The organism is Candidatus Villigracilis saccharophilus (assembly GCF_016711665.1).
In genome coordinates, this window is sequence record NZ_JADJSO010000023.1 from 15,400 (window position 1) to 29,731 (window position 14,332).

16 protein-coding genes are annotated in these 14,332 nt (G+C 49.2%); 11 read left to right on the top strand and 5 right to left on the bottom strand.

The genetic code is table 11. The annotated features are described in order from the left end of the window. The first annotated feature begins 58 nt into the window (after positions 1–58). Positions 59–1,720 (top strand): CapA family protein, encoded by a 1,662-nt coding sequence (locus IPL17_RS09525; RefSeq protein ID WP_345306853.1) that lies wholly within the window; start codon positions 59–61, stop codon positions 1,718–1,720. A gap of 25 nt (positions 1,721–1,745) precedes the next feature. On the opposite strand, the gene IPL17_RS09530 is transcribed toward IPL17_RS09525, so the two are convergent. Then, positions 1,746–2,255, bottom strand: a complete 510-nt coding sequence (locus IPL17_RS09530) for a DUF309 domain-containing protein (RefSeq protein WP_345306854.1) — start codon at positions 2,253–2,255, stop codon at positions 1,746–1,748. A 71-nt stretch (positions 2,256–2,326) separates the two neighbouring features. Between IPL17_RS09530 and IPL17_RS09535 the strand changes: the two genes are divergently transcribed. Then, positions 2,327–2,818 carry a hypothetical protein gene (locus IPL17_RS09535; RefSeq protein WP_345306855.1) on the top strand — a complete coding sequence of 164 codons (492 nt, stop codon included), beginning with the start codon at positions 2,327–2,329 and terminating at the stop codon, positions 2,816–2,818. Between the two features lies 1 nt (position 2,819). On the opposite strand, the gene IPL17_RS09540 is transcribed toward IPL17_RS09535, so the two are convergent. Next, positions 2,820–3,362 carry an AAA family ATPase gene (locus IPL17_RS09540; protein WP_345306856.1) on the bottom strand — a complete coding sequence of 181 codons (543 nt, stop codon included), beginning with the start codon at positions 3,360–3,362 and terminating at the stop codon, positions 2,820–2,822. 78 nt (positions 3,363–3,440) lie between these two features. Here IPL17_RS09540 and IPL17_RS09545 point away from each other — a divergent pair, with 78 nt between their 5' ends. Both IPL17_RS09545 and IPL17_RS09550 read left to right on the top strand, forming a co-directional pair. Continuing rightward, a complete protein-coding gene (locus IPL17_RS09545; RefSeq protein WP_345306857.1) occupies positions 3,441–4,790 on the top strand; it encodes an aminotransferase class III-fold pyridoxal phosphate-dependent enzyme in 1,350 nt (449 codons plus the stop codon). 73 nt (positions 4,791–4,863) lie between these two features. After that, positions 4,864–5,613 carry a Yip1 family protein gene (locus tag IPL17_RS09550; RefSeq protein WP_345306858.1) on the top strand — a complete coding sequence of 250 codons (750 nt, stop codon included), beginning with the start codon at positions 4,864–4,866 and terminating at the stop codon, positions 5,611–5,613. Between the two features lie 78 nt (positions 5,614–5,691). Here IPL17_RS09550 and IPL17_RS09555 read toward each other — a convergent pair whose 3' ends face one another. Beyond that, complete coding sequence (locus tag IPL17_RS09555) at positions 5,692–7,716, bottom strand: protein kinase (protein WP_345306859.1); 2,025 nt, start codon at positions 7,714–7,716, stop codon at positions 5,692–5,694. A 49-nt stretch (positions 7,717–7,765) separates the two neighbouring features. On the opposite strand from IPL17_RS09555, the gene IPL17_RS09560 reads away from it, so the two are divergent. Both IPL17_RS09560 and IPL17_RS09565 read left to right on the top strand, forming a co-directional pair. Then, complete coding sequence (locus IPL17_RS09560) at positions 7,766–8,251, top strand: CinA family protein (RefSeq protein WP_345306860.1); 486 nt, start codon at positions 7,766–7,768, stop codon at positions 8,249–8,251. After that, the gene (locus IPL17_RS09565; protein ID WP_345306861.1) at positions 8,248–8,952 is read left to right on the top strand and encodes a 5'-methylthioadenosine/S-adenosylhomocysteine nucleosidase; all 705 of its coding nucleotides are present in this window, start codon (positions 8,248–8,250) and stop codon (positions 8,950–8,952) included. The genes IPL17_RS09560 and IPL17_RS09565 overlap by 4 nt, the downstream gene beginning before the upstream one ends. Positions 8,953–8,968: 16 nt before the next feature. On the opposite strand, the gene IPL17_RS09570 is transcribed toward IPL17_RS09565, so the two are convergent. Next, the gene (locus IPL17_RS09570; RefSeq protein ID WP_345306862.1) at positions 8,969–9,454 is read right to left on the bottom strand and encodes a GNAT family N-acetyltransferase; all 486 of its coding nucleotides are present in this window, start codon (positions 9,452–9,454) and stop codon (positions 8,969–8,971) included. A gap of 51 nt (positions 9,455–9,505) precedes the next feature. On the opposite strand from IPL17_RS09570, the gene IPL17_RS09575 reads away from it, so the two are divergent. The 3 genes from IPL17_RS09575 to IPL17_RS09585 are packed head-to-tail and all read left to right on the top strand — an operon-like array spanning position 9,506 to position 10,741. Further along, positions 9,506–10,195, top strand: coding sequence for a hypothetical protein (locus IPL17_RS09575; protein WP_345306863.1), 690 nt, complete (start codon positions 9,506–9,508; stop codon positions 10,193–10,195). Beyond that, positions 10,182–10,541, top strand: a complete 360-nt coding sequence (locus IPL17_RS09580; protein ID WP_345306934.1) for a hypothetical protein — start codon at positions 10,182–10,184, stop codon at positions 10,539–10,541. Before IPL17_RS09575 ends, IPL17_RS09580 begins: the two co-directional genes overlap by 14 nt. Continuing rightward, positions 10,490–10,741, top strand: coding sequence for a hypothetical protein (locus tag IPL17_RS09585; RefSeq protein ID WP_345306932.1), 252 nt, complete (start codon positions 10,490–10,492; stop codon positions 10,739–10,741). Before IPL17_RS09580 ends, IPL17_RS09585 begins: the two co-directional genes overlap by 52 nt. 46 nt (positions 10,742–10,787) lie before the next feature. On the opposite strand, the gene IPL17_RS09590 is transcribed toward IPL17_RS09585, so the two are convergent. Next, a complete protein-coding gene (locus IPL17_RS09590) occupies positions 10,788–11,987 on the bottom strand; it encodes an SRPBCC domain-containing protein (protein WP_345306864.1) in 1,200 nt (399 codons plus the stop codon). A 215-nt stretch (positions 11,988–12,202) separates the two neighbouring features. Here IPL17_RS09590 and IPL17_RS09595 point away from each other — a divergent pair, with 215 nt between their 5' ends. Together IPL17_RS09595 and IPL17_RS09600 are read left to right on the top strand one after the other, a co-directional pair. Then, the gene (locus IPL17_RS09595; protein WP_345306865.1) at positions 12,203–12,613 is read left to right on the top strand and encodes a hypothetical protein; all 411 of its coding nucleotides are present in this window, start codon (positions 12,203–12,205) and stop codon (positions 12,611–12,613) included. 98 nt (positions 12,614–12,711) lie between these two features. Beyond that, positions 12,712–14,301, top strand: a complete 1,590-nt coding sequence (locus IPL17_RS09600) for a hypothetical protein (protein WP_345306866.1) — start codon at positions 12,712–12,714, stop codon at positions 14,299–14,301. The last annotated feature ends 31 nt before the right edge of the window (positions 14,302–14,332 follow it).

Consider the following 14,332-nt stretch of genomic DNA (forward strand, 5'->3'; position numbering starts at 1 on the left):
CACGAGGCGTATAAAACGCCTCGCGTTTATATCTGAATATAAGAACAATAGAAATTGTATGAAAAAAACTTTAATTTACCTGATTTGCTTTTCGATTCTCGCGGCATGTGTACCTGATGAAGTTGGCAGGGCGACTCCTCCGCCTTCCCCAATTCCATCTTTGCCGGCAGCCACCAACACTTCAGTGCCTGAAGCCTTGTGGGTGAGTCCTGCTGTTCCTGATGCCCTTGTTGATCTTGCCAAGACTTGGAATATTCCTTTTACGATCGATCCATCGATTGCCACTCAAAAATTAGATATCGCAGACGTGTCTCAAAGCACATTGTGGGTGTATGCCCTGGTTGCACCATTTGCAACTGTGACAGATAATGCGACCGAGCAGGATCTGCTTTCTTTATGGAACGGTTCAGCTTCGGGACGACCAATGGCTGGGCGTGGCTTACTAATGGCAGAATCCACACTGAAGGCGTTTACAGCCGTTTGGGGTGAACCAGCTTCAGGCGCCGTCCGAGTCGTGTCAAGCGATGAATTAATGGATACGGCGTGGAGAGAGTCTGTCTGGGCGATCATCCCATTTGAAGACATCCAGCCAAAATGGAAGGTTTTGAGTGTGGATGGTCAATCTCCGCTCCGTAAAGATTTCGATGTGGCTAAATATCCGCTGAAAATAAATTTTGGTTTGTCATCTTTGACATTTGTTTTGCCTGCGTCGAATCGAGACGAATCCAAACTCGCGACTGTTATATTGACCGGCGTGACCGCATTGGTGCGCGCTACTGCCGCCACCATGGAAATAAAAGGTGTGACCTATCCCGGTTCATTGATCAGGGATTGGATGCGGGAAGCTGATGTGGCGCATATCAGCAACGAGGTGCCGTTTGATGCGGCCTGCCCAACTCCGAATTTTAGTTATACAAACTTGCTTTTGTGCAGTGACCCAAAATATCTCGATCTGTTTTTGGACATCGGCACAGATATTGTCGAATTGACTGGCGATCATTTTGCAGACCGCGGTGTGAACGCGATGCTCGAAACGCTTGCGATATATAAGAAAAATAACCTGCCCTATTATGGCGGTGGTGCGAATTCTGAAGAAGCGCGTCAGCCAATCTTAATGAATGTGAATGGAAACAAGATCGCATTCATGGGGTGCAATGGAAAATTGAAATATGCCAAAGCCACGGATACTACGCCTGGGGCAGCAGATTGTGATTACGATTTCTTTGTGGATCAAATTCACTCGTTGAAGGCGCAGGGCTATATGGTGATCTTCACATTCCAACATGAGGAATGTTATTACGCCGGCCCGTGCTATACACACGTTAAGGGTTTTCGTGAAGTGGCGGATGCGGGTGCGACCGTGGTCAGTGGCAGTCAGGCGCATTATCCGCACATCATGGAATTTCGCGGCGCTTCATTTGTTCATTACGGCTTGGGGAATTTGTTCTTCGATCAGATGTACTACACTCTTTCTGATGGGACGGTCATTGATGGAACGCGCCGCGAGTTTTTGGATCGTCATGTTTTTTATGACGGCCATTATCTTGGAGTGGAAATCCTCACGGCGATGCTTGAGGATTTCTCCCGCCCGCGCCCAATGACGGAAATTGAGCGTAATGCGTTTTTATCCGAATACTTTAATCTCAGTGGCTGGCTCGAATTATCGCCAACGCCAATTCCCCAGCCAACACCCACCCTCACACCGATTGCATTGCCGTAAGCACAATTCGTGCGCAGCGCACTCGTCAATCAAAATAAATATTCAAATCCGAGCAGTCAAAACGATTGCCGCAATTGGGGCAGCTGACTTTACAGTTTTTTTCGTGCATCTCAGTTCCACAGCGGTCGCAGAACCACGCTCTTTTCTCCTTCCACACCACGGGAAGGAATAACGACATATCGAATTCCGCTATATTTTCCGCCCCCAGTGATTTTAGCTTTTTTATAGTTGTTTCTGCATCTCTTCTCAATTTCCCCACAAAAATTCCCCTGCAAACATCAGGATAGCCGTTCAGCCACCTGGCACTGCGTTCATATACTTTGACCGCGCCATTAAAATTTCTGCGTGTGACGTGTAAATAGGCGACTGCCACTTGTAATATGCCCTGATACAAGTTACGGATTTCCCCTGTCTCGTCGCGCCAGGCATCTTCCAATTCTTCGTGCGCTTCAAAGAATTTTTTTTTGTTAAATAATTTCAATCCCTCAATTGCTTTGGGATGCAGCGCGCCGTTGCAAACGAATTCATCCTTCATAACTCATCCTTTGTTTTGGCAGTATAACATGCGGCTTGTGGTCAAATGGTAGAATTCAAATGGAGGATATTTTGACAGGGATTGCGCTTTTTTTTAGTATTCTAATCGGTAGCGGCTCGCTTGCCTGGGGATACGCGGAAGTGGGCTTGGATTCTGTTGTGCGCTGGATCGTTTTTATTGGCATCTTGTGGCTCATCACGGCTTGGAATGGTGTCCGCTGGTTTTCATGGATTGGGCTGATCCTTGCGATACTGGCGTCTGCATTTGGACTATGGTTTCGGTTCACGCCGGGCTGGATGTTTTCAGGCGGTATCTTTACACTGGTCGCATGGGATCTGACACGGTTTCGCCATCATCTGCATTTTATTACTGTAAAAGAAGATAAAAAGGGAGTGGAGCGCCGTCATATTGTGCGGTTGAGTTTGCTTTCGTTGGTTGGTTTGTTCCTTGCTTCCATCACTATGCTTTTGCGGGCGAGCTTTACAAATGAATGGAGAATACTTTTGTTGACCGTCATCACGCTCGAATCATTTCAATTTATCGCATGGCTTCGCAGGACGTGAATCATATATTTTTTAGCCAATTTTCAGTCTCGTTCGGCTTTTGAAAATGGAATACTTTTAAGTGGACATGCTCGGTCAAAGCCAAAAGCTGAGGTGTTTCCCGTTTTCTTCTCCAATATGATTTGAACAACCAGTGAAAAAGAGATTCCTCAGACCAAATCTTGAAATGTCCCCAAAATTGCTCACGATTTCCATTCCATAATTCCTCCTGTGTGACCCAGCGGCGGATCGTGCGGGTAAGCAATCGCCAGAAGACGAGTGAAAATGAATAATCCAACCAGATGACAGCCTGTGCCTTCGGCCAGATCAGATCACGCACAACATGGTAATTTCCCGCCACCACCCAGACCTGTGAACCGGTCGCCGTTTCGACGCGCTCTCGAAACACTTTGAGCTTTGCTTCCACCCAATCGGATTCCCAATGCAAAGCATCCAATTCGATAAAGTCTCCGCCGATCTTTTCGGCTAATCTTTTTGCCAGCGTAGATTTGCCCGATGAGGTCGTGCCGATCACAACGATGCGCTTATAACGAAATGTGTTCATAGGCTGACGGGGATTATAATTTGTCATCAACTACTGGTGTACCCTTTCTAAATTCATAAATCCCAAAGAGGCTTTCCGATGTTTGAGCTACCCGATGACGAAATTCTATCTCTTTCCAAGGACCATGTCTTTTGGACATGGTCTGCGCAAGCCAAAGTAAATCCCATTGCTGTGAAGCGCGCCAAAGGTGTGTACTTCTGGGATGTGGATGACAAGCGTTATCTTGATTTCAATTCTATGACGATGTGCGTCAATATCGGACATGGAAATGAACGTGTTATCAAAGCTATGCAAGATCAAGCCGCGGAATTGCCTTACGCCGCGCCGGGCATGGCGACTAAAATCCGCGCGATTGCGAGCAAGGCTGTGGCGGATGTCACACCGCAGGGCGCGTTAAGCAAGGTTCTGTTCACCCTCGGCGGCGCAGATGCGAATGAGAATGCCATCAAGCTGGCGCGTGGATATACAAAACGTCACAAAATCCTTGCGCGCTATCGTTCGTATCATGGCGCGAGCGCGGGCGCGATGGCTGTCACCGGTGATCCACGCCGCGTGGGTTGGGAGCCGAATCTGATGACGGGGGTGGTGCATTTCCTTGACCCGTATCGTTATCGCTCCACGTTTCATCGCACAAATCCAAATATTTTGGAAGAGGATTTTGCGCGCGATTATGTCAACCATTTGGAAGAGATAATTTTATATGAAGGTCCTGAATCCATTGCGGGCATTATCATGGAATCGGTGACAGGCACGAACGGCATCATCATCCCGCCGCAGGGATATATGCAAGGTGTGCGCGCCTTGTGCGATAAATACGGCATCCTGATGATCGCAGACGAAGTCATGAGCGGGTTTGGCCGTACAGGGAGGATGTTTGCCATCGAGCATTGGGATGTGGTGCCGGATATTATGACCATGGCAAAAGGACTCACCTCAGCGTATGCGCCGCTCGGCGCGGTTGCCATGAAACCCGAGATCGCTGCGGCTTTTAACGAACACGCCTTTGAAAGCGGGCTGACCTATACCTCGCATCCCATTTCACTGGCGGCTGCTGTTGCGAACATTAATGTCATCAGGGAAGATAAACTTGTCGAGCACGCGGCAGGTATGGGCGGAATCTTGAGGCGGATGCTGACGGATCTGGGCGAGGCGCATCCATCTATTGGGGAAGTCCGAAATATCGGACTGTTCGGCATCATCGAATTGGTCAAAGATAGAAAGACAAAAGAACCAATGACCCCTTGGAACGGGTCTGCACCGGAGATGGTTGCGTTGAGAAAATATTGCATGGATCATGGATTGTTTTTATATACTCACTGGCATACCGTGTTGATCATACCGCCGCTGATCATTGATGAAGATCAATTACAGGAAGGCATGGATGTTCTGGACAAAGCACTGGAAGTTACCGATCAGGCAGTTTACTAATAAAGCGGAACTTAATTTGATTTGATGCGTATAATGCGATATGAAGTTAATATTTTAATAAGGAGAAATTCAAATGGAACAAATGCCCCCTAATACACCAGTGATCGAGTCCAAACCTGGACCGGCCGGCTGGCTGCCAGTTTGGATCAAGGCAGTCACCAAACCCAATGAGCAGACCTTTGTGGATATTACCGAACATCCAGATGTGAGCGCCAAGACCGCTTATATTTGGGTCTTTATCGCTGGGACGCTTTCCGGGATCATTCAGGCATTCGCAGTCACGATCCGCATGGCAACTGGTGTCGGCTCGCAATTTCAGCAAATACCTGGGTTGGAACAATACTTGCCTCAAACCACAGGCGGCGGTGGAAGCGTTGGAGTTTCGCTCATTGGCGGGCTTTGCGCATCCCCACTGGCCGGGCTGTTCTCTGTTGTATTCTTTGCGCTTGGGGCGGCGATTATCCAGTGGATCGCAAAATTATTCGGCGGAACGGGGACGTATGAAAAAATGTTATATGCCATGGCTGCAATCACGGTTCCATTCACAATTGCATCATCGTTGTTCGCGCTTCTTGGTGTGATTCCGTTCGTAGGGATTTGCACGGGAGTGATCTCTTTGGGCTTGAGTCTTTATGCTCTCATGCTGCAAGTAATGGCGGTAAAAGCTGTCAATCGCTTCGGTTACGGACAGGCGGCAGGTTCCGTGTTCCTGCCGGGTTGTGTTGTTTTTATCTTCTGCGCTTGTGTGGCGGGTATATCCGTCCTTTTACTTGGGCCAGTTATTGGCGATACTTTTGGCGGCATCAATAATTTGATGCCATAGTTGATCGTGCGCGGATAATAAAAAAATGGCGCTTGGATCATTTAAGATTCAAGCGCCGTTTTTATGATTAATACTTGCTTACTCACCTGTCTTTGGTGCGGAGGATGAGCCTGGCAGGAGCGCCATTTCTGCCAGATAGTAGGCGTATTCATACGCGGTAGTGGCTCCGCCTTCGCCGATGATCGGCTCGATTAATGCATTGCCGTTTGAATCGACTCCGGAAATGATCTGATTTGTGAGCACGGTCATTTCCGTAATAAGTGTTTTCATTTCCGGGCCAAAAGACATCGCCTGTAATTGCAGCGCTTCTGTAAGCAGCTGTTCAGACCAGCTTTTCATGTTATCCAAACAGAAAACCAAATTCGCGCTTTGTATTTTTATATTCTCTGTTGCATCAGCTGCTTGTCTGGCGAATTGCGCGTGTGAAGCGGTCTGTGAAATATATCCTTGATCGTTATAGCCGGGGTCGCCATTTTGAAGCAATCCAAAACCATCGTATGGGTCGTCAATTGTGCCGTCGCTGTTCCAGTCCAAGTACTGGGCTGTGTTCATGTTCCCGGTAAGTTGATTAATGATCTCCTCGTTTTTTTTCCGAACAATTTCCTCGTTACCGTTCGCGAATGCTTCCTGCAATTCATCCACGCTTGTATACAACCCGTCTGCCGCGCCCCATAATCCCTGGATGAGTGCGGTCTCCTGCGGGGCAGGTTCGAATACTGTCAGAATATGCCGTACATGGACCAATGCCAGCGCAGGAAATACGGAGGATGCTGCAATATCGGCGGAGGATCTATCAGGAGCGGGATCATTGTTCGGTTCGATCGTAACTTCGATCTGGTCAAACAACGACAGGATATTCTCCTGATCGGGATTGGTGTAAACCAACTGCCCCTGGTCAGACTCATCCATTTTAAGTATGCCGATATTACGTCGGATCTCTCCGCCTCCAGCCAGCAGCCAAACCTCGTAATGGGAGCCAGTTTTCAGCGCGGGAAGATCGCCAAGTGTGATCGAGATCTTATCCATCAGGGCGTTTTGGTCAGAGAAAACAACACGGCCAACGGGCTTGTCCTTATCCACCGATTGGAGAAATAAAGATCGAAAAGCGATAAAACTCGCTCCGATCAGAATAAGAGTAAAGAAGCCTGCCCAGATCCAATTGAAAGAGTGCGTTTGATTTTTGTTCTTTGATGATTCAAGTGCGTGTTTGGCAATGCCGGCTGTGTTCTTTGAAATCCGCTGCCCATTGAGAACTGCTGTCAGTTCCTCGGCCATTTCCGTCGCGGAAGGATAGCGCAGCTTCTCATCTTTTGCGAGAGCGCGATTGATGATGGCTTGCAGGTCTGGTGAGATCCCGAAAATTAGCGGCGGCGACTCGTTGATATGCTTCATCAAAACGCCAAAGGATGATTCTGCTTCGAAAGGCACTGCTCCTGCCAACATTTCATACAGGATCACGCCGAGTGAGTAGATATCGGATTTGCGGCTGACTTTATCGCCGCGCGCCTGTTCCGGGCTCATATAAGCAGGAGTGCCGGAGACTGTTCCACTTGAGGTTTGGATGGATGAGTCGAGCAGGCGCACCAATCCAAAATCAGTCAATATCGGTTCTACATCCGCGGGTAAAGGCTCATCGGCATTGACCGGTCCGCTGGCGGAGCGCAGCATAACATTGGCGGGCTTGATATCCCGATGAACAATGTGGTGTGAATGGGCGTAATCTATTGCGGCAGCAAGCGCGGAAATAATACGAGCGATCATATTTGGCGGAAGTTTTTCCTTGCGGGCGTGCAGAGCCTTTAGATAATTGGCAAGCGTCGCTCCCGGCACATATTCCATGATGAGACAGGGCTGACCTTCCACCAGATCATAGTCGAACATTTGAATGATGTTGGGGTGGCGCAGGCCTGCGACCACTCGCGCCTCACGTTCAAAACGTAGGCGTGTGTCCGGATCATGGTCAACATGATCGCGCATGATCTTTACGGCTACTTTTCGATTAAGTGATTTATGTTCACCGAGATAGACTTCAGCCATGCCCCCGCGCGCAATGAACTCACCGATCTGCACATTGCCAATCGTCTTCCCATTCCAGTTGGACATTGCCGCATTATACCCGAAGTATAATGGTTCAAATTTTCAGGAGATCGGTATGACAACTGTATTTGAAGAGGTATTGAAAGAAACCATACGCGTGCGTGGATATAAACTTGCCACGGCAGAATCCTGTACTGGCGGATTGATTTCACACCGCATCACGAACATCTCCGGTTCGTCAGAATATTTTTCCGGCGGCGTGGTGGCATACTCCTATGAAGCCAAGAGCAAACTGCTTGGCGTTTCCTGGGATACGCTCAATACGCATGGCGCGGTCAGTAAAGAAGTGGTCCTTGAAATGGCGCTTGGTGCGCGGAAATTATTTGACGCTGATATCGCTGTTTCGGTCAGCGGGGTGGCGGGGCCTGGCGGCGGAACACCGGAAAAACCTGTTGGCTCAACCTGGTTTGGCCTTTCGGCCAGGGATGGGAATTGGGTGCGTCATTTTCTGTGGGACGGCGATCGTGGGCAAAACAAACAATATTCGGCGGACGCGGCTTTGCAATTTGTTATTGATTATTTGGAAGGGAAGGTCTCATGAAAACCGTCACTATAATTTCTGCAAATGCTGAATGGCGCGTGATGAAGGAGCTGTATCCACATCTCGAGATTCAAAATTCACCCTATGGCGAATTTGCTGAACATACTTTTGATGCCCAGCCTGTAATTTTATTCCACGGCGGGTGGGGGAAAATTTCAGCGGCGGCTTCCACACAATACGTCATCGATCACTTTCAGCCAGAGTTGATCGTCAATCTTGGGACTTGCGGCGGCTTTGAGGGATCGATCGAACGCGGAACGATCATTTTGGTCGAGAAGACCATCGTTTATGACATCATTGAACAGATGTCAGATCCAGATGAAGCCATTGAGTATTATTCCACTGAAATGGATATGTCTTTCCTGCCGCGTATTTTGCCTGTCCCTGTTTTGCGCGGATTACTGGTCTCAGCCGACCGCGATATCGTCAGTACGGATATTCCAGCCTTGATCGAAAAATATAATGCTGTCGCCGCAGATTGGGAGTCGGGCGCGATCGCCTGGGTGGCGAAAAAGAATGCGATCAAGTGCCTGATCCTGCGCGGCGTGACCGATCTGGTCAACCCGCAGACTGGTGAAGCCTATGGGAATTATGATCTGTTCAGTCAGCGCACAAAAGAGGTGATGCGCAAGCTGTTTGATCAACTACCCAAATGGCAGGATGCGATCGAAAGTGTCGCGCGGGGATACAGGGGTTATTAATTTCTGATACGCATCATTACAAGATAATTTCCATCGAATAATTATCCATGCTTTCGCGATAATTGGCGATCTTATAAAATCCTACGCGTGTGTAAAAACTGATCGCGCGCTCCTGTTTCAAACTGGTTTGCAGCCAGACCCTTTCATATTTTTGCGCGCGTGCAAAATCGAGCAGGCGGGAGACAACCTGGTAGCCGATTTTTTGTCCGTGATACTCTTCAAGCAGCCAGAGCCGTTTTAACTCGGCAGTCTTCCCGTCCAGTTTTTTTACCGCCCCCGTGCCGACCAATTTATCATTATCCATTACTGCCAGAAATAAGCCGCAATTTTCAACATATACCTTTTGAAAATTATCCACATCGCTTAACTCGCCTTCCTCCTCCAGAATATCGTAAAACTCCTGGACCGTTTTTTCGGGCACAAAGATACGTTGGGCTACGGCCGAGATCACGTATTTTGCTTCCGTTACCTGATTCGCCTGGATTTCTGTAATTCTGATCATCTCGTAATTTTACCAATCTTCGAGGCGTTATAATTTCAGCGGTCAAACCTTATGTTGAATCCTTCAGATGAACGGGAAATCCAGAAAAGAAATTTTCGCTATGTACAGATAGATGCGATCGGCGTCAGTATTTCGAATGTCGCCGCGCCCTTCCTGCCTGTCTTTCTAACACGCCTCGGCGCGAGTAATTTTCAGGTGGGGTTGCTCACATCCATGCCGGGTATGACCGGGCTGGTGCTCGCGATCATCGTCGGCCGTTTCCTGCAGACGCGCCGCAACATCGTGCCCTGGTACAGCGTCTCACGCCTGCTTGTCATTTCATGTTTCACCATGACGGGGCTGTTCACATTCCTTTTATCAAAGGAATATGCGGTGATCGCCACGCTTGCGGTCTGGGCATTTGCCACGCTGCCGCAAACTGCCCTGGCGGTCGCGTTCTCGGTTGTCATGAATGCGGTTGCGGGGCCTGAGGGACGCTACGCCCTGCTCAGCCGCCGTTGGGCAATCTTCGGTCTGACCAGCGTGGTCATGACCTTTCTTGTGACGCGTGTGATCGATCTGGTTGAGTTTCCGCGCAACTATGAGATGATGTTCTTCGGACTGTCCATTGGCGGATTGATCAGCTATTATTTTTCGAATCGGATCAAACTGCCCGGATCAGGCTTCGCCTCCGCCCGCGCTTGCTCCATCCTCATCGGTTTGGGATTCAGCCCGGAATTATTTCTCCTTGATCCGCCGTGAACCTGCGTTCATATCCTTTGCCTCAAAAAAATTTGTGTATTTCTCTGCAATGACCTTGAGCGCACCGATCATGCCGTTGTTCCTGGTCCGCGAGGTCAAAGCCACTGACTCACAGATCGGGACCATTACCATGACCATGACGCTCGTCATGCTCGTGGGGTACTTCCTCTGGCCGTGGTCCTCCCGCAAATATGGCGGACGCTTCGTTCTGCTTGCCACGACATTCGGCATGATCTTCTATCCGGCGCTTACCGCTGCAACTCCGAGGTTCCGCTCATCATCCTTTATGCAGGCATTGCCGGACTTTTCCAATCAGGCCTTGACCTGGTCTTCTTTGATGAGTTGATGAAGACTGTACCGCCCGAATATGGAGCGACCTTTGTCTCGCTGGCCCAGTCCATGCAATACTTATCCGCGATCATTGCGCCGCTGCTTGGCACCTGGATCGCGGACTATATCGGTCTCGGCGGCGCGTTGTGGGTGAGTGCAGGCCTAAGGCTGGTGGGATTTATCTTGTTTTTGAAGAAAGATGCGCCCCCCGTTTAAATCAAAAAATAGATGGCATAAAGGCCATCTATTTTTGATTCGCATTCTATTTCAATGCGGCGGAAATCGCGTCTTTGATCTGTTGTGTATGTCCTGTCAGGTGGAAATTCGGTTGGAGTAGTACAGACCCGAAGCGATAGAAACTTCCTTTATTTGCGACGAATTCATCAGGCAGGAAGGAAACATAGGCAAGGGTCTCTTCAGCCGCGCGGCGCAGTTCGCTCAACATTAATTCGATGCTTGGGTTTGCCGCCACCGTTGCCTGTACCTGGGCATGGACGTTGCTTCCAAAGCCGTCGTTGACCAGTTCGTAGCCGTCGACCAGGCTGGTGAGATAGGTTTGATTAAAGCGTTCCCCTTGAATTAGGTGGGCGACAGTCTCAAGCGCGCTCCATTCCTGTGGAGCAGGACGGGCCATTGCCTGAGCATCTGTAGCTCCTTCAAAACAACCCTCTACTTCAGCCAATCCGACTTTATATAATTCACGCGCCTTACCGGCAAGCTCAACCGCGTTGAATGGAACCTCAGGCATCGGACGCCTGCTTAATTCCATTGTGACGGTTTTCCTTTCGGCACCGCGATAGAAGACAACCTCGATCTTGTCACCGCCTTTCTTTCCGGCAATGGCATTTGGCAGACTGTAGGCATCGTTTCTGATCGAATGACCTGCCATTTCGACGATCACATCATTGGCTTGCAGACCGCATTTTTGCGCGCCCATTCCATCCACGACACCATCCAGCCGCATGCCTTCACGGACTGGAACTCCCAGCACACCGGCCTGCTCTTCGGTGAAATCGCCGGGGAAGATTCCCAGCATGGGACGGTTGGCGATCCGCAGGTCCAGCCCGGTTTCGAGCACGGATTTGAGATTCTCCAAGCTGCCCGTCCATTCTGCGCGGAATCCTTCCGCTAATTTTGACCACGCGGAATCATCAGGGACTTCATGATCCATCCGAATCAGCGTGCCGCCATCCATCTCGGTAACGGTAACAGTCACTTCGGTCGGGGCGGGATCGATGCTTGAGAACCAGCGGAATTTGAGTCGTTTGTCTTCATCCAATTCAAGATAATGACCGCTCGAGTAAAAATCTCCACGCCACCAGAGATACATACGCCCGCGCGGATGCGGGTCGACCGTGGCAACATCACACAGCCATTCGCGCAGGGAAGTGGAATTGGTAAAGGCGCGGTAGGCAAGTTTCAGCGGGGCGTGTACATGTATTTCAGCAGATACAGTGGTCATTGGGTCTCCTTTGTGGGTGATCGATATTTTCCATATTTTACATTGTATACCTGATTTGCCAGGCTCCGGCGATCTTCATAAATTGAAGTACACTCTCATAAGCGAGTAGCTTGTGAAGATCGTCACTTGTATTTATGTGAATTCGACGTACAATGATTACAGGTTGGAAACGATATCGAACACTTGAAGAGATTATCCGCGCCTGGGAGGCAAACGTGTCTGATGAGAGAAGTGAGTTTCGTGAAAAAGCTACCAAGCCGCATCGTCGGATAAATCCATGTTTCATGACGGGTAAGGGGTGCGTCTATACCGAACAAATTGACCGCGAGTTTGAGCATCGGCGGGAGAAGCAGTCATTTTCTGGTTTTATGATCCTTCCTTTTCGGCCTAATATTTCCGTATTTTATGATCTCTGTTTGAAGAGGTTTGTTTCCTCCTACGGGGCAGCCGATGGACCCGTGAGCATTATCAAGGCGGATCAGGTCCGCAAGACCGGTTATGTGATCTGTGAAAAAATTTGCAAGAAGATCCAGGAATCGGATTTTGTCATCGCGGATATTTCCATGCCAAACGCCAATGTGTTTTATGAGTTGGGGCTGGCCTATGGCATCGGTCAAAAATCGTAACGATCTATCATTACAAAGAGACCTTTGGGGTGGAGATATCGAAATATCTTAGTGAAGCCGGTTGTAAATCATATGCGTATGAAGACCTTAAGCCGCTTATGATGGAACATTTCCCCATTAGTAATTATATTTGGCAGCGCAGCGCATCCTTCGCGGCTGAGACGATGCCGACCACATTGTTAATTGACAATCTGAATTTTCCGGGCGGGAGTTTTAACTCATTGGGAGAGCAGCATCCACAAGATGATATGGTCGGTGATATTTCTTTGAGTTTTGCTTCAAATGTTGCCGCCGCTGTCGGGGTCGCAATTGACAACATCTCAACAGAAATAAAAGGCGGCCAGCTTTCAATAAAAATCCCAGATACCTACTATCCATTAATAAATGAACTTCGCACAGCCAGGGAAGTACAGAAGGATGCCAATTTTAACGACATCCTTGAGAAGATAGAGCAATCGTTCTGCGCGATCATTCGAACGGGCGGGAAGAATTGCAATCCGATGATGTATTTCTGGCTGGGGTATTGTCACGCGCGCGGCAAGAATGTCATACCGATCACGACCATTGCCAGGGAGGGCGAGGCGATCGATGACCTGGCATTTGATATTCGCGCACTTTGGCATATGACCTTTTCCCTGAAGGACCCATCTTCACTGGCGAGTGAAGTGGAGGAAACTCTTCATCAAATGATCCTTTCCGATTTCACCGAATGGTCACGCCGCAGGCTCTGGGATGAGATGCTGGAAAAGAGGGGAAAGGTTTCGATATTCACAGGCGCATTGCACAACAAGGATATCGGGCGCGAGATGATCGGTGACTGGGACCTGCGCGCCGCGTCTGAATTAACTTCCTACTTTGCAAGCCACCAATATCGCGCCACCATCGAGTCGCCCATTTACCAGATTGAGCATGTCGTCGGGAAGAAGATCGTCGGGCGGGACGTATATATCGAAAAACTGGAGGAGATGGTCAGTGAAAAGAACTGTGTGATCATCGCGTCCCCGGATGTCAATCCGCTCACGGAACTGCTTCTCGGAAAAATTTATGGGGTGGATAAGGAATACTGGTTTGGCGCGGACCCGGCGTTTGACGCCGCGAATCACGCGCCTAACGCTGTGGTAGCTTTCAAACGCAAGCCGGTGGAGGAGGGTGCGACTGCAGATAATACCAGGGTCAACAGTACTTTTTATCGCGAATATACAGATCAGGGAGAAAGGGAACGAGGGTTCCTGGCGCCTTTTGTAAAAAATAAAAAGATCGCGGGCAGCTTTGTCAGCCAGACCGCGACACCTGAACCATTTACGGTTCATGCTCATCTGGTGGTTGTGCCTAACCCATATTGTTCAAAATCCGAGACGCAAAAATTTATCGTTATATTGAACGGGGTCAGCGGTCCCGCCACATTTGCGCTGACTCACGTCCTGACAGGCGGTGTGAGCCGCGAATTCGTTTCCTATGGGCAGAATTTCGACCCCAATTCCGAGTCGGAGAAGATCCTAAAGCAGATCCTTGAGGAATTTAATTCCTCCCAGCGCGAGAAGCATGGATATCATTGCATCCTTGAAGTCAAGGTTGGCCCGCTTACAGAAGGAGTTGACGTGAAATCACGCGGACGAGGCATCTTTGACTGGCGGCATATCCTGGAATGGAAATTAATTCGCGGGGTCGTGTTTGAGCTGACAACGTAATATTCCTGGCTAAGATGAACAGAAACTCCTT